The organism is Pseudotabrizicola sp. L79 (assembly GCF_036553525.1).
GTDB lineage: Bacteria > Pseudomonadota > Alphaproteobacteria > Rhodobacterales > Rhodobacteraceae > Pseudotabrizicola.
Genome location: NZ_JAZHDA010000045.1, coordinates 237,320 through 255,171 on the forward strand (window position 1 = coordinate 237,320; position 17,852 = coordinate 255,171).

Sequence of the window (17,852 nt, forward strand, 5' to 3'; positions counted from 1 at the left end):
TCACACCACCCGGCCCTGCTCCAGCCGGACAATTCTGTCCATCCTTGCCGCTAAGTCCATGTTATGCGTGGCAATTAAGGCCGCAAGGCCAGTGTCGCGCACCAGTGACATCAGCGCAGAAAACACCTGATCCGATGTGGCGGGATCAAGGTTTCCCGTCGGCTCATCGGCCAACAGCAGGCGCGGTGCATTGGCAAGGGCCCGGCAAAACGCTACCCGCTGCTGCTCTCCCCCTGACAAGGCCGCAGGGCGGTGCCCCGCCCGTTCCGCCACCCCAACCCGCGCCAGCAGATCCTTCGCCCGCGCCTGCGCCCTGGCCTCGCTTTGGCCATTGGCAAGTTGCGGGATGACGATGTTCTCTAATGCGGTGAATTCAGGCAGCAGATGGTGAAACTGATAGATAAAGCCGACATCCTCGCGCCGCGCCTCGGTCCGGTCACGGTCGGACAGCCCCACCATATCGCGGCCACCGTGGCGCACAGCCCCATCATCTGGGGTGTCAAGCAAGCCCGCAATATGCAGCAAGGTCGATTTCCCCGCACCAGACGGGGCCACAAGCGCCACCACCTCGCCGGGCTTGACTGCAAGACTGGCCCCCCGCAAGACGGCCACTTCACTGGGCCTGCCCTTGTTATAGGCTTTGGCGATCCCCCTTAGATCCAGCGCAAAGTCATTCATAACGCAACGCCTCGACCGGGTTCATCCGAGCCGCGCGACGGGCCGGAAAGATGGTGACAATGAACGACAGCCCCAAAGACAGCCCCACAGCCGACAGCACATCGCCCCATTGCAACTTGGCCGGCAGGGCATAGATGCCCCGGATCGACGGATCCCAGACCCCACCGCCGGCAAGGTAATTCACTGCGGAAAAGATCGGGTCGATATACAGCGCGAAAAGACAGCCCAGAACAACCCCCGCCACGGTGCCGACAATGCCGGTAAAGGCGCCGCACAGAAAGAAAATACGCAAGACCGCAGCTTCGGTCAGGCCGATCGTGCGCAGGATGCCGATGTCACGCCCCTTGTTCTTGACCAGCATGATCAGGCCGGAAACGATGTTCATCGTGGCGATCAGCACAAGGATCGACAGGATGATGAACATGATGTTGTCCTCAATATCCAGGGCCCGCAGAAAGGCCCCCGAACTGTCGCGCCATGTCCACAGAATGGCGTCATCGCCCGTGGCCTGAAACAACGGCAGGGTAAAGCGGTCAATCTGTTCCGGGTCATCCACCATCACCTCGAATTCATCGGCAAAGCCTTCACGGTTGAAGTAACTTTGCGCTTCGGCGAAGGGCATATAAAGCCGTGTCTTGTCAATGTCATAGCGGCCTGCGGTGAAGATATAGACCACCTCGTAGGCATTCACCCGCGGGCTGGTGCCAAAAGCGGTCTTCACGCCATTCGGGCTGATCACGCGCAGTTTGTCGCCCACAGTCACGCCCAGTTCCCGCGCCAGAACTGATCCGATGGCAATGCCCTGCTCATAGCGGTCAAGCGCGCCATAGGCATCGGCCCCTTCACCCACGCGCGGGATAGATCGCAATGCCTCGGGTGACAGGCCGAACACCTCGGCCCCATTGGTGGCCGAAGCACTGGACACCATCACCTGGCCCCGGATCATCGGGGCCGCGCGTGTCACCCCCGGAATGGCGGCAATCTGTTGCGCGATCTGATCATAGTTCTGAAAGCCCTTGATCTGCTGGCCATTTTCATCAAACCGCCCCGTCGAATAGACCGTGACATGGGCGTTTGCGCCCAGAATGGTATCAACGAATTCCGCCCGAAACCCGGCGCGAACCGAAAGCGTGGCGATCAAGGCAAAGACGGCAAGCGTGATCCCGATCAGGCTGATCCAGGTCATCACGCTTACCCCGCCCTCGGCCCGTTTGGCCCGCAGATAGCGCCAAGCGATCATCCGTTCAAAATGTGAAAAAGGGGCGGTTTGAGCCATGATGCCTCGGGGTCAAATGTCGGGCGGACCTTGGCCGCTGCGGCATGGCACGTCAAGGGCGGCTGGCGGCAGGCCCGCTCACATCGGCGGCAACCGTCAGGCGTTGACAGACAGGGCAATGGCCGCGAAATGCAGACCCGCCGCCAAAGCCACAAAGCCATGCCAAATGGCATTGTGAAACCGCAGGCCGTGCCATTTGTAAAAGCCCACCCCTGCCACATAGATCAGCCCGCCCGCCACGATCAGCCACAGCGATACCGATGGCAAAGAGGCACGCGCCGGGCCAATGGCCAGAATGCCCATCCAGCCAAGAGCCACATAGGCCAGCACCGCCAAACGGTCATACCGCCCCGGCAGCGCCACCTTGACAACCACCCCCAGGACAGCCCCGGCCCAGACCACGGCGCCCAGACCCCAAAGCCAGGGCGAGGGTTCGAACTGGGCCAAAATTGCCGTGTAAGTGCCTGCAATCATGACATAAATGGCCGAGTGATCAAACCGGCGCAGCAGCCATTTCAGGGCCGAAGGCGGGGTCATGTTATAGGCCAGCGAAAAGCCGAACATCATGAAAAAGCCAGCGGCATAGACGGCAAGGGCCGCAAATTCGGCCCAACGGGATTGCGACATGACATGATAAAGAAGCGCGGAAAACGCGATTGTGCCCACCAACAGCGCGACGGCATGCACCACGCCATCTGCCACCAGCTCGCCCATCGTGAAGGGGCGCTTTTTCAGGCGTGGGTGATCTTCGGGAAGGCTCATCTTTGCGGCTCCTGCGGGGTGGCAGGATAATGTCACGGCGGCGCCTTTGGTCAAAGCCGGACGGGGCGTGACGTGGCGTCACAGCGCCCTAAGGCCGCCGGGGGGCAAAAGGGGGGCGGCCAAGCCCCCCAACCCTCGGCACTCAGGGATGCGCTGCGTAGATCTCGGCAATGCGGGCCACAGCGGCCTCGGCCGTCATCTCTTCGGACTGGCCGGTGCGGCGGCTGGTCAATTCGACCACGCCATTGGCCAGACCACGCGGGCCAACGGTGATGCGCCACGGCAGGCCGATCAGATCCATCGTGGCGAATTTCGCGCCTGCGCGTTCGTCGCGGTCGTCATACAGCGCCTCCAGACCCTTGGCGGCCAGTGCCTTATACAGGCTGTCGCAGGCTGCGTCGGTTCCGGCATCCCCTTGTTTCAGATTGACAATCCCCACCGGGAAGGGGGTGACGCCCTCGGGCCAGATGATGCCCTTGTCGTCGTGGCTGGCCTCGATGATCGCGCCCAACAGGCGCGACACGCCGATGCCATGGCTGCCCATTTCCACCGGAACGCGTTCCCCCTTGTCATTCACGACCAAGGCACCCATCGACTCGGAATATTTGGTGCCGAAATAGAAGATCTGGCCCACTTCGATGCCGCGGCCCACTTTGCGATGCTGTTCGGGGATCTGGTCGAACAGCGCCGCATCATGGGTTTCGTCGGTTCGGGCATAGAGTGAGGTGAATTCTTTACAAACCCCTTCGACCGCCGCACGGTCGTCGTAATCCACCTCGCGCGCACCCAGTTTCAGCGCCGTCACGCGGTCATCATAAAAGACTTCAGATTCGCCCGTTTGCGCAAGTACCAGAAATTCATGGGTATTATCGCCACCGATCGGGCCAGAGGCGGCGCGCATGGGGATGGCGGTCAGGCCCATGCGTTCGTAGGTGCGCAGATAGCTGACCATGTGGCGGTTATAGGCATGCAGGGCGGCATCCTTGTCGATGTCAAAGTTATAGCCGTCTTTCATCAGGAATTCGCGGCCCCGCATCACGCCAAAGCGCGGGCGCACTTCGTCGCGGAACTTCCACTGGATGTGGTAGAGCGTCATCGGCAGATCTTTGTAGCTGCCGACATGGGCGCGGAAGATGTCGGTGATCATTTCCTCGTTGGTCGGGCCATAGAGCATATCCCGTTCATGCCGGTCCTTGATGCGCAGCATTTCCTGGCCGTAATCATCATAGCGGCCAGATTCGCGCCACAAATCAGCAGGTTGCAAGGTAGGCATCAAAAGCGGGATATGGCCCGCGCGCACCTGTTCCTCATGCACGATCTGCTCGATCCGCTTAAGCACGCGATAGCCAAGCGGCAGCCAGGAATAGATGCCGGCGGCCTGTTGCTTGATCATGCCCGCACGCAACATATAGCGATGCGAGACGATCTGCGCCTCGGACGGATTTTCTTTCAGAACGGGCAGAAAATAGCGGGACAGACGCATCGGCGGCCTCATGCTCAACAGGTTTGCCCGTTCCTAACCCTTTGCCCCAAGGCAGGCAAGCGGGCTGAAAACAGCATGTCACCCCGCGTGCACCCCCTGTGCACCCCCCGTGCAGACGCGCAGGCAAACGCGCGGGTGGGTCTGACCAACAGGAAAGCGCGGGACTACCCCCTTTTTCAGGAATGAAGGGATGCCGGGCAGAAGCCCGGCCTACGCGGGGGAGGAGGTGCCTTCGGCGAGAAGATCCTCGACAAACCAGGCGGCGAATTGGGCGCGGCCACTGACCCCGGCTTTGGCGTAGATTTTGGACAATTGCGCCCGCACCGTGCCCGGCGCGGCGGAGCGGGCCTGCGCGATTTCGGCCACATCAAGGCCCTTGAGCGCGAGCAGGCCCACGTCGCGTTCGGCCGGGGTCAGGCCCCAATCCTGGAACTGCTGCGCGATCACCTGGGCCAGGGCGCCGCGGGCGGCATCAAGGCTGCGTTCCTGGGCGCGCAGGGTTTCAAGTGTCTGGCGCAGCTGCCAGCCGCCAAAGAGAATGCCAAGGATCAGGGCAAAGGCCACCAGCGCCTCGAACACCGAATGGGGGGCGGTGGGATCAGACAGCATGTCAGAGGCGGCATCACCGACAAAAAAGACCGCCGCACTGGTTTGCACCAGCAAGAAGACGGCAAGGGCGGCAGAGTGGTGCCGCCCTTTGGGTCTGGATCGCGGGATCATGCGCCGCTGCCTTTGCGGGTGCGCTGTGGCCCCCGGATCATCGGGCGCACCAGATTGCGCCGCAGGGCCATGCTTTCCACCCCCACGCCGCCGACATGGATCAGCGCCAGGATCAGCATCAGATTGGCGGCCACTTCATGCACCTCTTTGGCAAGTTTGCCCCTGCTGTCGTGGTTGTCATCATCGCCTGCTTCGTCTGCGGTCACAAGCACCGACCAGTCGCCTGCGGCAACAGCGGCCTTTTCCTCGGCGATGGTGACGGGGCTTTTGCCTTCGGTCATCACAAGGCCGGTGATCGACACGGCGATCAGGCAGGCCCAGAGAGCATAGACCATCAAGGCCCCGGCCGGATTATGCGAGGCATGTTCGCGCGGTTTGCCCCGCAGCAGGCTGGCCAGATGCGCCCATGCTGCGCGGGGGTTGGGCGGAAAGGCGGAAAACCGCGCCTCGGCCGGGCCGAAAAAGCCCCAGGACAGCCGGGTGATCAGCAGGGCCATCACCGCCCAACCCACCCAGACATGCACCGTGCCACCGGGTTTGTTGATCAGGCCATTGGCAAGGACCGCAAGGGCGATGCCCCAGTGGCTGATGCGGATCAGCGGATCCCAAGGGTCGGGGGGCGACACTGCGCCCCCCTTTTGGTCACCCGTGCCTGCCGCAGAAATCGGCGGGGCCATCTTAGTCTTCCATCTTGATTTCAGTGACGGCACCGGTCTTTGGGTCGATATAGACCTCGTGTTTCTTGCCGGCCTCATCGGTGCATTTGGCCTCGATCTTGCCGCCTTCGGCCTCAAATTCGGTGACGGTGCAGCCGGCAGCGGCAAGGGCCGCGGTGGCATCGGTCGGGTTGGTGCCGACGATGTCGCCAACAGCGGGCATGGCCCAGGCGGCAAGGGGGGCGGCGGTCAGGGCAAGGGCCAGAAGAAGGGGAGATTTGGTCATGAAAAGACACCTTTCTTGTGCTTTGCGCCGCGGCGGAACTGCCGGGGCGGTGCAACGGATCTGGCCGCCTTTCGGGGCCCGGTCGATTGGCCATCTGCTGATATCGGGCCGGATAAGCGCGTGCTTATGGCAGGAATCCGCCGCCGCGCGCTTGCAACGCGGCGGACGCTCTGCCATCTGATGAACAAAGCAAGGGCGGGTGTGATGGCGTTACCGGTGCGAGATCAGGTGAAGGTCTGGGGCGTTGTCGCCCTGGTGTTCTTGTTGCTGCTGTGGTTTCTGGGCCATGTGCTGTTGCCGTTCCTGGTGGGGGGGGCGATTGCCTATTTCTTGGACCCGACAGCCGACAAGCTGGAACGGCTGGGCCTGAGCCGGGCGGCCTCGACCGCGGTGATCACCTTGGCCATGGCGATGATCATGGTGTTGCTGGTGCTGGCGGTGATTCCGACGCTGGTGAACCAGACGGCTGCCCTGGTGAATCAGGCCCCCGAAATCTCGCAGCGCATTCAGGCCTTTTTGATGGAGCGCTTTCCCGCCCTGACCGATGAGACCAGCATCTTGCGCCAGACGCTGGCCGATATTGCCGCGTTCATCCAGTCAAAGGGCGGTCAGGTGGCCCAAGGGGTGCTGTCCTCGATCAGCTCGGTTGTGTCGGCACTGGTGTTCATCGTCGTGGTGCCTGTCGTGTCTTTCTACATGCTGCTGGACTGGGACAAGATGGTTGCGCGGGTGGATGAATTGCTGCCGCGCGACCATGCGCCCGTGGTGCGGCATCTGGCCCGGCAGATTGATCAGGTGCTGGCCGGCTTTGTGCGCGGGCAGCTGAGCGTCTGTCTGGTTCTGGGCACCTATTATTCGGTTGCGCTGATGTTGGCGGGGCTGGACTTTGGGCTGGTGGTGGGGGCAATCGCCGGGGCGATCACGTTTATTCCCTATGTGGGGGCGATTGTCGGCGGCATTCTGGCCGTCGGTCTGGCGCTGTTCCAGTTCTGGGGCGATTGGGTGTCGATCGGGATTGTGGCGGCGATTTTCGCGGCGGGCCAGTTTCTGGAAGGCAATGTGCTGACGCCCAAGCTGGTGGGCAAATCCGTGGGTCTGCATCCGATCTGGCTGTTGCTGGCGCTGTCGGCCTTTGGGTCGGTCTTTGGCTTTGTCGGCATGCTGGTTGCCGTGCCGGTGGCGGCCAGCATCGGGGTGCTGACGCGCTTTGCCGCCGAGCGGTATCGGGCCAGCCTGCTGTATCGCGGCATCGAGGGGCGGCAGTTCGAGGATCAGGATCAGGCATGATCCGGCAACTGGCCTTTGATCTGCCCGCCCAAGAGGCGTGGCGGCGCGAGGATTTTTTCGTCTCGCCCGCGAATGCGGTGGCACTGGCTGCGGTTGATGGCTGGCGCGACTGGCCTTTGGGCAAGCTGGTGCTGGTGGGGCCGGAAGGATCGGGCAAGACGCATCTGGCGCGGATGTGGGCCGCAGCGGTGGGGGCCCGCATCGTGGCCGGGGCCGAACTGGCGGGGGCCGATATTGCGCACCTGGCCGCCGGGGGGCCGGTGGTGGTGGAAGATGCCGAGGCCGTGGCCGGAAACCGGCAGGCCGAGGAGGCGCTGTTTCACCTGCATAACATGGTGGTGCCGCAGGCGCCCTTGCTGCTGACGGCACGCCAGCCTGCCCGCGACTGGGGCATCACCCTGCCCGATCTGCGCAGCCGGATGGATGCTGCCAGCCTGGCCCGGCTGGAGCCGCCTGACGATGCGCTGTTGGCAGCCGTGCTGGTCAAGCTGTTTGGCGACCGTCAGGTGGTGGTGCCTGCCGCGCTGATCCCGTGGATGGTGACCCGGATGGAGCGGTCTTTGGCCGTGGCCCGCCGCCTTGTCGCGGCGCTGGATGCCCGCGCCTTGGCCGAGGGCAAGCCGATCAGCCGCGCGATGGCGGCCGCCCTGCTGGACAGCGGCGATGCAGAGTGAAAGGATGCGCTAATCCCGTTCGCCCGCAGCATAAGCCAAACGCATGACACAAGCCGATTTTCTGAAAGCCCCCTTTGCCCAACCCGTCGCTTTGCCACCGCAAGAGGTGGCAGGGGGGCGGCGGTTCTTTAACCGTGAAATGTCATGGCTGGCCTTTAACTGGCGCGTGCTGGACGAATCGAGCAACCCCAATATTCCACTGCTGGAGCGGCTGCGCTTCCTGTCGATCTCGGCCACCAACCTGGACGAATTCTTTACCGTGCGGGTGGCCGGTTTGCGGGCCCTTGCGCGCAGTGGCAATGCCACCCTGTCGGATGATGGCTGTAGCCCGGTGGAACAACTGGCGCTGATTCAGGCCGATGCGCGCAAACTGATGCACAAGCAGCAGACCGTGCTGAACCAGTTGAAGCGCGAGATGGAGGCCGAGGGCATTTCCATCGTCACAAGATCAAAGCTGACGGCGCGCGATCTGAAGCATCTGGCCGAGCATTTTCTGCACAAGGTGTTTCCGGTGCTGTCGCCCTTGGCGATTGATCCGGCGCATCCCTTTCCGTTCATCCCCAACACCGGCTTTTCGCTGGCGTTGGAGTTGGAACGGCTGTCAGACCATCGCAGCCTTAAGGCGCTGCTGCCCATTCCCCAGCAGATCGCGCGGTTTGTGCCGTTGCCCGCCAAAGAGGGCGAGAACCGGTTTTTGCCGCTGGAAGAGTTGCTGCTGTTGCATCTGAACATGCTGTTCCCCGGCTATACCGACCGCGGCCATTGCGCGTTTCGGGTGCTGCGCGACAGCGATCTGGAGGTAGAGGACGAGGCCGAAGATCTGGTGCGCGAATTTGAGGTGGCCCTGAAGCGCCGACGTCGCGGGCAGGTGATCCGGCTGAAGATGACGGCAGGCGCCCCCGATGATCTGCGCGCGCTGATCATGGAAGAACTGGGCGTGACCGAGGCCGAAGTGGTTGAGGTGAAGGGGCTGGTGGGGATTGCCGATCTGAAAGAGCTGGTTCTGCCCAGTCGTCCCGATCTCTTGTGGCCCAATTTCACCCCGCGCGTGCCCGAACGGGTGCAAGACAATGACGGCGATCTGTTTGCCGCGATCAAGCAGAAGGATATTCTGCTGCACCACCCCTATGAAACCTTTGATCTGGTGATCCGGTTTCTGGAACAGGCGGCGCGTGACCCGAATGTGCTGGCGATCAAGCAAACGCTGTATCGCACCAGTTCAGACAGCCCCATCGTTTCGGCCCTGTGCGAGGCGGCCGAGGCAGGCAAATCGGTGACGGCGCTGGTTGAGTTGAAGGCGCGGTTCGATGAGGCCGCCAACATCCGCCAAAGCCGGCGGTTGGAACGGGCGGGCGCGCATGTGGTTTACGGCTTTATGAACTACAAGACCCACGCCAAGATCAGCACCGTGGTGCGGCGTGAAGGCGAAAACCTGGTGACCTATACCCATTATGGCACCGGCAATTATCACCCGATCACCGCGCGCATTTATACCGATCTGTCGTTCTTTACCTGTGACGCGGCCCTTGGGCGCGATGCGACCAAGGTGTTCAACTATCTGTCGGGCTATGTGCAGCCCGAGGGACTGGAAAACCTTGCCATCTCGCCCATCTCGCTGAAACCCCGGCTGCTGGAACTGATCGCGGCCGAGGCCGAGCATGCGCGTGCCGGACGGCCTGCGGAAATCTGGGCCAAGATGAACAGCGTGGTCGAGGCCGATGTGATCGACGCGCTTTATGCGGCCAGTCAGGCGGGGGTGAAGATCAGCCTTGTGATCCGCGGCATCTGCGGGTTGCGCCCCGGCATCAAGGGACTGAGCGAGAACATCCGGGTCAAGTCGATCGTCGGGCGGTTTTTGGAACACAGCCGGATCGTCTGTTTCGGATCGGGCCACGGCCTGCCCAGCCAGCAGGCACGGGTGTTTTTGTCCAGCGCCGACTGGATGGGGCGCAATCTGACGCGGCGGGTGGAAACGCTGGTCGAGGTGAAGAACCAGACGGTCAAGGCGCAGATCGTCAGCCAGATCATGGCCGCCAATCTGGCGGATGAGGCGCAATCCTGGGTCTTGCAGCCCGACGGGCGCTATCTGCGCGAATTGCAGCCTGCCGATGGCAAGTTGTTCTCTTGTCATCGTTTTTTCATGGAAAATCCGTCACTGTCGGGGCGTGGCACGGCAGGCGACAAGGACGTGCCCAAGCTGGCCGCCCTGCGGGACGAGCGCTAGACTGACCATTGACCTTGGCGCATCGCTTGCGCCAAGGTCTGCCCAGCAAAGCAGGGGGTTTCATGGGCCAGAAAACAGATCGCGCCGAGCCGAGTGACGACGACGGCGGCCCCTTTGGCCGGCCCTTGTTCGAAGACCCTTCGGTGCGCGCCCTGTCGCGGGTTGGCGTGGTGGATGTCGGGTCAAACTCGGTTCGGATGGTGGTGTTTGATGGGGCCGCCCGCAGCCCGGCCTATTTCTACAACGAAAAGATCATGTGCGGTCTGGGCAAGGGGCTGGCCGAAACCGGGCGGCTGAACGAACAGGGCAAGGTCCGGGCTTTGGCCGCGCTCAAGCGATTTTCGCTGTTGGCCGAGGGCATGGGGGCCGCGCCGCTGACCGTGGTGGCCACGGCCGCCACCCGAGAGGCCGAGGACGGGCCAGAGTTTCAGGCCCAAGTTGCCCGGGAAACCGGGCTGAAGCTGCATGTGATCGATGGCGACGAAGAGGCGCGGCTGTCGGCCCAGGGCGTGCTGCTGGGGTGGCCCGAGGCCAGCGGGATTGTCTGCGACATTGGCGGCAACTCGATGGAATTGGCGCGGATCGGTGGCGGCAAGGTGGGCAAACGCATTTCCACCCAGCTTGGCCCGTTTCGTCTGCAACAGGTGCAGGGCGGGCCAGACAAACGGCGGGCGCTGATCGACCGGGTGCTGAAAACCGCGCAGGATCGGATCAAATCGGATGGCGAGCGGTTTTATCTGGTGGGCGGCAGTTGGCGGGTGATCGCGCGTCTGGATATGGAGCGTCGGAACTATCCGCTGACGGTGTTGCATGAATACCGGATGCAGGTGAAACCGCTGCTGGATACGCTGGACTGGATCGCCGCGAATGACCTGACGCTGCTGCGCGCCCGCACCGGCACCAGTGCCGAGCGGATGGAGCTTGTGCCCCTGGCCTGCGAGGTGCTGCGCGGGATCATCAAGACGTTCAAACCGTCGGAAATCGACATCTCGTCTTATGGGATACGCGAGGGCCTGCTGTATGAGCAGATGCCCGACAAGCTGCGCAGCCGCGACCCGTTGATCGAGGCGGCGCGGGCGGCCGAACTGTCTTCGGCGCGGCTGCCGGGCACCGGGAAAAAGCTGTATGAATTCCTGATGCCCCTGTTCAAATCGACGCCGGATGATCGTCTGCGGCTGGTCAAGGCGGCCTGCCTGCTGCACGACACGACATGGCGCGCGCATCCCGATTACCGGGCCGAGGTTTGTTTCGACAATGCCACCCGCGCCAATCTGGGCGGGCTGGATCATCCGGGCCGGGTGTTTCTGGGGCTGGCCTTGCTGCATCGCTACAAGAATTCGCGCTCTGGCTCTCGGCTTGAGACGTTGTTTCGCCTGCTGAGCGAGGATGAGATGCAAGAAGCCGAGGTTCTGGGCAAGGCGATGCGCTTTGGCGCGATGTTTGCCGCAGGCGATCCGGCGCAGGCGGGGCAGTTGCATTGGAAGGCGAAAAGCCGGGTGCTTGAATTGCGCCTGACGCCGACGGGCGTGGGCCTGTATGGAGAAGTGGCCAAAGCGCGCTTTGCCGCGCTTGCGCAGGCTTTGCGCGCAACGGCCAAGGTGGTGGTGCCCGAAGATGCTGAGGCTTGATCATCTGGCGGTGTCTGCCGCATCACTGGACGCGGGCGTCGCGGTGGTAGAGGCGGCCTTGGGGCTGGCCCTTGGGCCGGGGGGCAAGCACCCGCATATGGCAACGCACAACCGGCTGCTGGGGTTGGGCGAGCTGTATCTTGAGGTGATCTCGATCGACCCCGAGGCCCCTGCCCCGGCTTGGCCGCGCTGGTTCGATCTGGACCAGTTTCAAGGCCAGCCCCGGCTGACCAACTGGATCTGTGCCTGTGATGATCTGGAGACCGCCCTTGCACAGGCCCCCCAAGGCACCGGGGTGCCGGTTGATCTGGCCCGTGGCGATCTGCGGTGGCGCATGGCCGTGCCCGGCGATGGCAAACTGCCCTTTGGGGGCGGCTTTCCGGCGCTGATCCAATGGCAGGGGGCGCATCCGGCGGCGCGCCTGCCCGACAGCGGCGCAAGGCTGCGCAGGTTGGAAATTGTCAACCCAAGGGCTATGGATCTGCGCAACGCGGTGGCTTTGGATGACCCAAGGGTTGTGTTTGTGCAAGGCCCCGCCCCCGCCCTGCGGGCCGAGATTGACACCCCCCACGGCCTGCGCGTGCTGGAATGATCCGCCCCGCCACTGCCGCCGATGCGGCGGCCATTGCCGCAATCTGGAACCATGTGATCCGCGAGACGGTGGCCACGTTCAACAGCACCGAAAAGCCCGTGGCCGAAGTCGCGGCCCTGATCACCAGCCGCCCCAAGGCGGGCCATTGTTTTCTGGTGGCCGAAAGTGCAGCGGGTGTGGTGGGGTTTGTGACCTATGACCAGTTCCGCGGTGGCAGCGGCTATCGCCTGACGATGGAGCACACGATCCAACTGGCCCCCGAGGCGGCGGGGCATGGGCTTGGCCGGGCCTTGATGGCCGCAATGGAAGATCATGCCCGACAGGCGGGCGTGCATGTGATGATGGCGGGGGTTGCGGGGGAAAACACCGCTGGCAAGGCCTTTCATGCCGCGCTTGGTTATCAATTGGTGGGCAGCCTGCCACAGGTTGGCTATAAATTCGGCAGATACATGGACTTGTGGCTGATGCAGAAAATCCTGTCCTGACAAGGCCTGCTGCACGCGCTATCCTGCGCCCATGTCAATCTGGACCCGCATTGCCGATGCCTTGTCTGCCCTTGCCACCGGCGAAGGGCTGACCGTTGTTTTCGACCGCCTGCGCGGCGTGCAGACGACGCCAGAAAAATCGGTGGCCTTTACCATCGCCGTGATTGCCCTGGGGGCCAAGATGGCCAAGGCCGATGGCGAGGTGACGCGCGATGAGGTGACGGCCTTTCGGCGCATCTTTGCCATTCCCGAGGGCGAGGAAGAAAACGCTGCCCGCGTCTTCAATCTGGCGCGGCAAGATGTGGCGGGGTTTGATGCCTATGCCCGCAAGATTGCCGCGATGTTCCGGCCCGAGGGCGAAAAGCTGTGCGCCGATGACCGGTGCACGCTGATTGACCTGCTGGAAGGGCTGTTCCAGATTGCCCTGGCCGACGGGGCCTTTCATCCGGCCGAGGATGAGTTTTTGCACAATGTCGCGCTGATCTTTGGTCTGGACGAGGCATGCTACAAGATGATGCGCGCGCGGTTTGTCGAGGGCGCGCCGCGGGACCCCTATGATGTGCTGGGCATTGCGCGTGATGCGTCGATAACAGAGGCACGGGCCGCCTGGCGGCAAGCGGTCAAGGACAGCCATCCCGATGCGATGATCGCGCGTGGGGTGCCCGCCGAGGCGGTGAAACTGGCGGAACGGCGGCTGATCGCCATCAATGCGGCTTGGGATGAAATCTCGGGGCGCAGGGCGGCATGACCCCGGCCCCGCTGCGGATCGCCACCTATAACGTCGAATGGTTCAATGCGCTGTTTGATGACAATGGCCGTCTGCTGGCCGATGACCAGCTGTCGGCCCGTTATCAAATCAGCCGGGCCACCCAACTGGGGGCTTTGGGAATTGTGTTTTCGGCGATGAATGCCGATGCGGTGATGGTGATCGAGGCCCCCGACACCGGATCGCGCCGATCTACCGTGACAGCGCTTGAAAATTTTGCCCGCACCTTTGATCTGCGCACCCGGCGGGCGGTCACTGGCTTTGCCTCGGAAACCGAGCAGGAAATCGCGCTGCTGTATGACCCTGACCGGATGACGGTGACGCATGATCCGTTGGGCGACCCGGTGGGCAAGAAAGGCAGCCGCGATGCGCCGCGCTTTGACGGCACCTTTCGCTATGATCTGGATACCGATGCGACGCCTGATCTGATCCGCTATTCCAAACCGCCGCTGGAACTGGCCGTCACCACCAGCCGTGGCAAGACGCTGCGGATGATCGGTGTGCATATGAAATCAAAGGCCCCGCATGGCGTGTCGGGCCCCGAATTCGTGCGCTTGTCGATCGAAAACCGGCGCAAGCATCTGGCGCAGTGCATCTGGTTGCGCGCCCGGGTCGAAACCCATCTGGATGCGGGCGATGATCTGGTGGTTTTGGGCGATTTCAACGATGGTCCGGGCTTGGATGAATATGAAAAGCTGTTCGGCCATTCGGGCACCGAAGTGGTGATGGGGCTGGACGGCGCGGCGGAGCGGCGCTTGATCGACCCGCATGCCTGCATGGCCCTGCGCAGCCATATGGGGCTGACCCCGACGACAGCCCGGTTCTGGCACGGGCCGCAGAAACGCTATTTTGAGGCTTTGCTGGATTTCATCATGGTGTCGCCCGCTTTGGCCAGCCTGCCGCCTGACTGGCGGATCTGGCATCCGTGGAACGACCCGGCCTGTCTGGCGACGCCCGAACTGCATGAGGCGGTGTTGCAAGCCTCGGATCATTTTCCGGTGACGATGGATTTGCCGGGATATTGAGAGTTGATTTGCAATCGGCGACGCGGCTGCCCATATTCGCCCCATGATGCACAAGATCCTTGCCCTTTGCCTGATCCTGTCCACCCCGCTGGCCGCGCAAGAGGCCGAAGCGCCTGCGCCCGGCGCACCGGAAGACGGGGCGGAAGATGGCTTTAGCCTGATGGAGGAAGGCGCGAAGCTGTTGTTTCGGGGGCTGATGTCGGAAATGGAACCGGCGCTGGATGAGATGGGCAAGGCGCTGTCAGAGATGGAACCTGCGCTGAAAGAGTTGATGGCGCTGGTGGATGACATCCGCAACTATGACGCGCCGAGGGTGTTGGAGAATGGCGACATTCTGATCCCGCGCCGACCCGACGCGCCCCCCCCAAAACTGGCCCCTAAACTGGCCCCTCCGGCCGACCCATTGGTTGATCCTTTGGCGGGGCCGCAGGGTGAGATCGAGTTGTAAGGAAAGGGGGCGCTGCCCCCTTGTCGCGGTTTCCTGCGGAAACCGCTGACCCCCGGAGTATTTTGACAAGGTGAAACGGCAATGGCCCGCCCGCCTGTGCCGGGCGGGCCAATTCCGCAGGATCAGCGGGCGGCGTCGCCGATCAGGCCCAGAATTTCCTTGGCGGCGGCGGGGATATTGGTGCCGGGGCCGAAGATCGCCTTGACGCCTGCTTTTTTCAGGAAATCGTAATCCTGCTGGGGGATGACGCCGCCGCAGATCACGATGATGTCGTCAGCGCCCTTGGCGCGCAAAGCCTCGATCAGTTTGGGGGCGAGGGTCTTGTGCCCTGCTGCCTGACTGGAGATGCCGACGATATGCACATCGTTGTCAACGGCGTCTTGCGCAGCCTCTTCCGGGGTTTGGAACAAGGGGCCCACATCGACATCAAAGCCGATGTCGGCAAAGGCAGTGGCGATCACCTTGGCGCCGCGGTCGTGGCCGTCTTGCCCCATTTTCACAACCAGCATGCGCGGGCGGCGGCCTTCGGCTTCGGCAAAGGCTTCGACATCGCGTTGGATCTGGGCAAAGCCTTCATCCCCGTCATAGGCCGCGCCATAGACGCCGGCGAGGGTTTTGACTTCTGCACGGTGGCGGCCAAAGATCTTTTCCATGGCGTCTGAGATCTCTCCTACGGTGGCACGGGCGCGGGCCGCATCGACTGCGGCGGCCAGCAGGTTGCCCCCTTCGGCGGCGCGGCGGGTCAGTTCTGCCAAGGCGGCCTGCACGGCCGGTTCGTCACGGGCGGTGCGGGTGGCGTGCAGGCGGGCAATCTGGCTTTCGCGCACGGCCACATTGTCGATATCAAGGATATCGATCGGGTCTTCCTTATCCTTGCGGTATTTGTTGACGCCGACGATCACCTCTTCGCCGCGGTCGATCATGGCCTGACGGCGGGCCGCGCTTTCCTCGATGCGCAGTTTGGGCATGCCGGTGGCCACGGCCTTGGTCATGCCGCCCATTTCCTCGACTTCCTCGATCAGCTTCCATGCCTCTTCGGCCAGTTGATGCGTCAGCGCCTCGACGTAGTAGCTGCCGGCCAGCGGATCGACGACATGGGTGATGCCGGTTTCTTCTTGCAAGATCAGCTGTGTGTTGCGGGCGATGCGGGCCGAAAATTCCGTTGGCAAAGCAATGGCTTCGTCAAGCGCATTGGTGTGCAGGCTTTGCGTGCCGCCAAGGGCTGCTGCCATCGCCTCATAGGCGGTGCGGACGACGTTGTTGTAGGGGTCTTGTTCCTGGAGTGACACGCCAGAGGTTTGGCAATGGGTGCGCAGCATCAGGCTGCCGGGTTTCCTGGGGTTGAACTCGGTCATGATCCGATGCCACAGCAGGCGGGCGGCGCGAAGCTTGGCGACCTCCATGAAGAAGTTCATGCCGATGGCAAAGAAGAACGACAGGCGCCCGGCAAAGGCATCGACATCCATGCCCCGGTCAATGGCGGCGCGCACATATTCGCGACCATCGGCAAGGGTGAAGGCCAGTTCCTGCACCAGGTTCGCCCCGGCCTCTTGCATGTGATAGCCCGAGATCGAGATCGAGTTGAATTTGGGCATCTCGGCAGAGGTATATTCGATGATGTCGGCAATGATGCGCATCGACGGTTCGGGCGGATAGACATAGGTGTTGCGCACCATGAATTCCTTCAGAATGTCATTCTGAATGGTGCCGGAAAGCTGATCGCGCGGCACGCCCTGTTCTTCGCCGGTGACGATGAAATTGGCGAGGATCGGGATGACCGCGCCGTTCATCGTCATGGAAACGCTGACTTTTTCCAGCGGAATGCCATCAAAGAGGATCTTCATATCCTCGACCGAGTCGATGGCCACGCCGGCTTTGCCGACATCGCCCACCACGCGGGGATGATCGCTGTCATAGCCGCGGTGGGTGGCCAGATCGAAGGCGACCGAGACGCCTTGCTGACCGGCGGCAAGGGCCTTGCGGTAAAAGGCGTTCGACTCTTCTGCCGTGGAGAAACCCGCATATTGGCGGATGGTCCAGGGGCGGCCTGCATACATGGTGGCACGCACGCCGCGGGTGAAGGGGCCGATGCCGGGAAGTGTGCCCATATGGGGCAGATCGGCTGTGTCCTCGGCCGTATAAAGCGGTTTGACATCAATGCCTTCCAGGGTCTTCCAGATCAGGCTGTCGGGGCTTTTGCCCTTGAGTTCCTTGGTGGCAAGGGCTTCCCAGTCTGCGCGCTTTTGGGTCATCGTCTTTGTCCTCATCTACCCTTGGGTTTCGCCGGTATCCGCCCTACATTTGAAGAAAGGGGAACCGAATGAAACCACTTTACGTCCTTGTTCTGTCGGCACTATTGCCGTTGGCCGCTGCCGCCCAATCGGGGGCCGAAGCCTCTCAGTCCAGTGTTGCACAGGGCCAAGAAGCTGCCCCGTTCGCGCCAGTATCGGCGTCAGAGGTGGCGTTTGACAGCCTGCTTTACGTCGCACGTCCGATCGTTGTCTTTGCCGATTCCCCCAATGATCCCAACTACTTGCGACAGATGGAACTGTTGGCGGCGGATTACCCTTCGTTGCAGGACCGGGATGTGATCCTGATCACGGACACAGACCCTGCGGCCAAGGGAGAGTGGCGCGTGAAACTGCGCCCGCGCGGCTTTAGCCTTGTCTTGATGGACAAGGATCTGAAGCCGGTGATCCGCAAGCCGCTGCCGTGGGAAGTGCGCGAGATCACCCGCGCCATCGACAAGTTCCCGCTGCGCCGGCAAGAGGTGTTGGAGCGCAATCCGGCGGGGCGCTAGGGGGCTGTGCCGCCGGTACACCCCCCGTACACCCCCCGTGCAGACAATCTGTCTGCCGGTTT

Annotated in this window: 18 protein-coding genes; 10 read left to right on the forward strand and 8 right to left on the reverse strand. The window is 62.6% G+C overall.

The window, feature by feature from the left end:
- The 7 genes from V3C85_RS07050 to V3C85_RS07080 form a co-directional block, all read right to left on the reverse strand.
- Positions 1-678: an ABC transporter ATP-binding protein gene (locus V3C85_RS07050; protein ID WP_331794379.1), complete on the reverse strand. Its 678-nt coding sequence runs from the start codon at positions 676-678 to the stop codon at positions 1-3.
- Positions 671-1,954, reverse strand: coding sequence for a lipoprotein-releasing ABC transporter permease subunit (locus tag V3C85_RS07055; RefSeq protein ID WP_331794380.1), 1,284 nt, complete (start codon positions 1,952-1,954; stop codon positions 671-673). Before V3C85_RS07055 ends, V3C85_RS07050 begins: the two co-directional genes overlap by 8 nt.
- Positions 1,955-2,050: 96 nt before the next feature.
- Positions 2,051-2,716, reverse strand: a complete 666-nt coding sequence (gene trhA / locus V3C85_RS07060; RefSeq protein ID WP_331794381.1) for a PAQR family membrane homeostasis protein TrhA — start codon at positions 2,714-2,716, stop codon at positions 2,051-2,053.
- 142 nt (positions 2,717-2,858) lie between these two features.
- Positions 2,859-4,199, reverse strand: coding sequence for a proline--tRNA ligase (proS, locus tag V3C85_RS07065; RefSeq protein ID WP_331794382.1), 1,341 nt, complete (start codon positions 4,197-4,199; stop codon positions 2,859-2,861).
- 210 nt (positions 4,200-4,409) lie between these two features.
- A complete protein-coding gene (locus tag V3C85_RS07070; protein ID WP_331794383.1) occupies positions 4,410-4,919 on the reverse strand; it encodes a helix-turn-helix transcriptional regulator in 510 nt (169 codons plus the stop codon).
- Complete coding sequence (locus V3C85_RS07075; RefSeq protein WP_331794384.1) at positions 4,916-5,596, reverse strand: cytochrome b/b6 domain-containing protein; 681 nt, start codon at positions 5,594-5,596, stop codon at positions 4,916-4,918. Before V3C85_RS07075 ends, V3C85_RS07070 begins: the two co-directional genes overlap by 4 nt.
- A gap of 1 nt (position 5,597) precedes the next feature.
- Entirely contained in the window at positions 5,598-5,861 is a 264-nt protein-coding gene (locus V3C85_RS07080; RefSeq protein ID WP_331794385.1) for a PepSY domain-containing protein, read from the reverse strand.
- Between the two features lie 204 nt (positions 5,862-6,065).
- Here V3C85_RS07080 and V3C85_RS07085 point away from each other — a divergent pair, with 204 nt between their 5' ends.
- The 9 genes from V3C85_RS07085 (at position 6,066) to V3C85_RS07125 (ending at position 14,990) form a co-directional block, all read left to right on the forward strand.
- The gene (locus V3C85_RS07085; protein WP_331794624.1) at positions 6,066-7,148 is read left to right on the forward strand and encodes an AI-2E family transporter; all 1,083 of its coding nucleotides are present in this window, start codon (positions 6,066-6,068) and stop codon (positions 7,146-7,148) included.
- On the forward strand, positions 7,145-7,822 hold the full coding sequence (locus V3C85_RS07090; RefSeq protein ID WP_331794386.1) for a chromosomal replication initiator DnaA: 678 nt from the start codon (positions 7,145-7,147) through the stop codon (positions 7,820-7,822). Before V3C85_RS07085 ends, V3C85_RS07090 begins: the two co-directional genes overlap by 4 nt.
- Before the next feature lie 43 nt (positions 7,823-7,865).
- Entirely contained in the window at positions 7,866-10,046 is a 2,181-nt protein-coding gene (locus V3C85_RS07095) for an RNA degradosome polyphosphate kinase (RefSeq protein WP_331794387.1), read from the forward strand.
- A 62-nt stretch (positions 10,047-10,108) separates the two neighbouring features.
- Positions 10,109-11,674, forward strand: coding sequence for a Ppx/GppA family phosphatase (locus V3C85_RS07100; RefSeq protein ID WP_331794388.1), 1,566 nt, complete (start codon positions 10,109-10,111; stop codon positions 11,672-11,674).
- A complete protein-coding gene (locus tag V3C85_RS07105) occupies positions 11,661-12,266 on the forward strand; it encodes a VOC family protein (protein WP_331794389.1) in 606 nt (201 codons plus the stop codon). The genes V3C85_RS07100 and V3C85_RS07105 overlap by 14 nt, the downstream gene beginning before the upstream one ends.
- Entirely contained in the window at positions 12,263-12,751 is a 489-nt protein-coding gene (locus tag V3C85_RS07110) for a GNAT family N-acetyltransferase (protein ID WP_331794390.1), read from the forward strand. The genes V3C85_RS07105 and V3C85_RS07110 overlap by 4 nt, the downstream gene beginning before the upstream one ends.
- Positions 12,752-12,782: 31 nt before the next feature.
- Positions 12,783-13,499 (forward strand): molecular chaperone DjiA, encoded by a 717-nt coding sequence (locus V3C85_RS07115; RefSeq protein WP_331794391.1) that lies wholly within the window; start codon positions 12,783-12,785, stop codon positions 13,497-13,499.
- The gene (locus tag V3C85_RS07120) at positions 13,496-14,542 is read left to right on the forward strand and encodes an endonuclease/exonuclease/phosphatase family protein (RefSeq protein WP_331794392.1); all 1,047 of its coding nucleotides are present in this window, start codon (positions 13,496-13,498) and stop codon (positions 14,540-14,542) included. The genes V3C85_RS07115 and V3C85_RS07120 overlap by 4 nt, the downstream gene beginning before the upstream one ends.
- Before the next feature lie 43 nt (positions 14,543-14,585).
- The gene (locus tag V3C85_RS07125; protein WP_445941988.1) at positions 14,586-14,990 is read left to right on the forward strand and encodes an AAA+ family ATPase; all 405 of its coding nucleotides are present in this window, start codon (positions 14,586-14,588) and stop codon (positions 14,988-14,990) included.
- Positions 14,991-15,112: 122 nt separating this feature from the next.
- Here V3C85_RS07125 and scpA read toward each other — a convergent pair whose 3' ends face one another.
- Entirely contained in the window at positions 15,113-17,242 is a 2,130-nt protein-coding gene (gene scpA / locus V3C85_RS07130; protein ID WP_331794393.1) for a methylmalonyl-CoA mutase, read from the reverse strand.
- Positions 17,243-17,310: 68 nt separating this feature from the next.
- Between scpA and V3C85_RS07135 the strand changes: the two genes are divergently transcribed.
- A complete protein-coding gene (locus tag V3C85_RS07135) occupies positions 17,311-17,790 on the forward strand; it encodes a DUF4174 domain-containing protein (RefSeq protein WP_331794394.1) in 480 nt (159 codons plus the stop codon).
- The last annotated feature ends 62 nt before the right edge of the window (positions 17,791-17,852 follow it).

Bases quoted from the DNA above. Each gene is read 5' to 3' on its own strand.
- V3C85_RS07055 (WP_331794380.1), bottom strand. From the start codon at position 1,954: ATGGCTCAAACCGCCCCTTTTTCACATTTTGAACGGATGATCGCTTGG.
- V3C85_RS07105 (WP_331794389.1), top strand. From the start codon at position 11,661: ATGCTGAGGCTTGATCATCTGGCGGTGTCTGCCGCATCACTGGACGCG.
- V3C85_RS07125 (WP_445941988.1), top strand. From the start codon at position 14,586: ATGATGCACAAGATCCTTGCCCTTTGCCTGATCCTGTCCACCCCGCTG.
- V3C85_RS07115 (WP_331794391.1), top strand. From the start codon at position 12,783: ATGTCAATCTGGACCCGCATTGCCGATGCCTTGTCTGCCCTTGCCACC.
- V3C85_RS07110 (WP_331794390.1), top strand. From the start codon at position 12,263: ATGATCCGCCCCGCCACTGCCGCCGATGCGGCGGCCATTGCCGCAATC.
- V3C85_RS07135 (WP_331794394.1), top strand. From the start codon at position 17,311: ATGAAACCACTTTACGTCCTTGTTCTGTCGGCACTATTGCCGTTGGCC.
- V3C85_RS07085 (WP_331794624.1), top strand. From the start codon at position 6,066: ATGGCGTTACCGGTGCGAGATCAGGTGAAGGTCTGGGGCGTTGTCGCC.
- proS (WP_331794382.1), bottom strand. From the start codon at position 4,199: ATGCGTCTGTCCCGCTATTTTCTGCCCGTTCTGAAAGAAAATCCGTCC.
- V3C85_RS07120 (WP_331794392.1), top strand. From the start codon at position 13,496: ATGACCCCGGCCCCGCTGCGGATCGCCACCTATAACGTCGAATGGTTC.
- V3C85_RS07080 (WP_331794385.1), bottom strand. From the start codon at position 5,861: ATGACCAAATCTCCCCTTCTTCTGGCCCTTGCCCTGACCGCCGCCCCC.
- V3C85_RS07050 (WP_331794379.1), bottom strand. From the start codon at position 678: ATGAATGACTTTGCGCTGGATCTAAGGGGGATCGCCAAAGCCTATAAC.
- V3C85_RS07090 (WP_331794386.1), top strand. From the start codon at position 7,145: ATGATCCGGCAACTGGCCTTTGATCTGCCCGCCCAAGAGGCGTGGCGG.
- scpA (WP_331794393.1), bottom strand. From the start codon at position 17,242: ATGACCCAAAAGCGCGCAGACTGGGAAGCCCTTGCCACCAAGGAACTC.
- V3C85_RS07070 (WP_331794383.1), bottom strand. From the start codon at position 4,919: ATGATCCCGCGATCCAGACCCAAAGGGCGGCACCACTCTGCCGCCCTT.
- V3C85_RS07095 (WP_331794387.1), top strand. From the start codon at position 7,866: ATGACACAAGCCGATTTTCTGAAAGCCCCCTTTGCCCAACCCGTCGCT.
- V3C85_RS07100 (WP_331794388.1), top strand. From the start codon at position 10,109: ATGGGCCAGAAAACAGATCGCGCCGAGCCGAGTGACGACGACGGCGGC.
- trhA (WP_331794381.1), bottom strand. From the start codon at position 2,716: ATGAGCCTTCCCGAAGATCACCCACGCCTGAAAAAGCGCCCCTTCACG.
- V3C85_RS07075 (WP_331794384.1), bottom strand. From the start codon at position 5,596: ATGGCCCCGCCGATTTCTGCGGCAGGCACGGGTGACCAAAAGGGGGGC.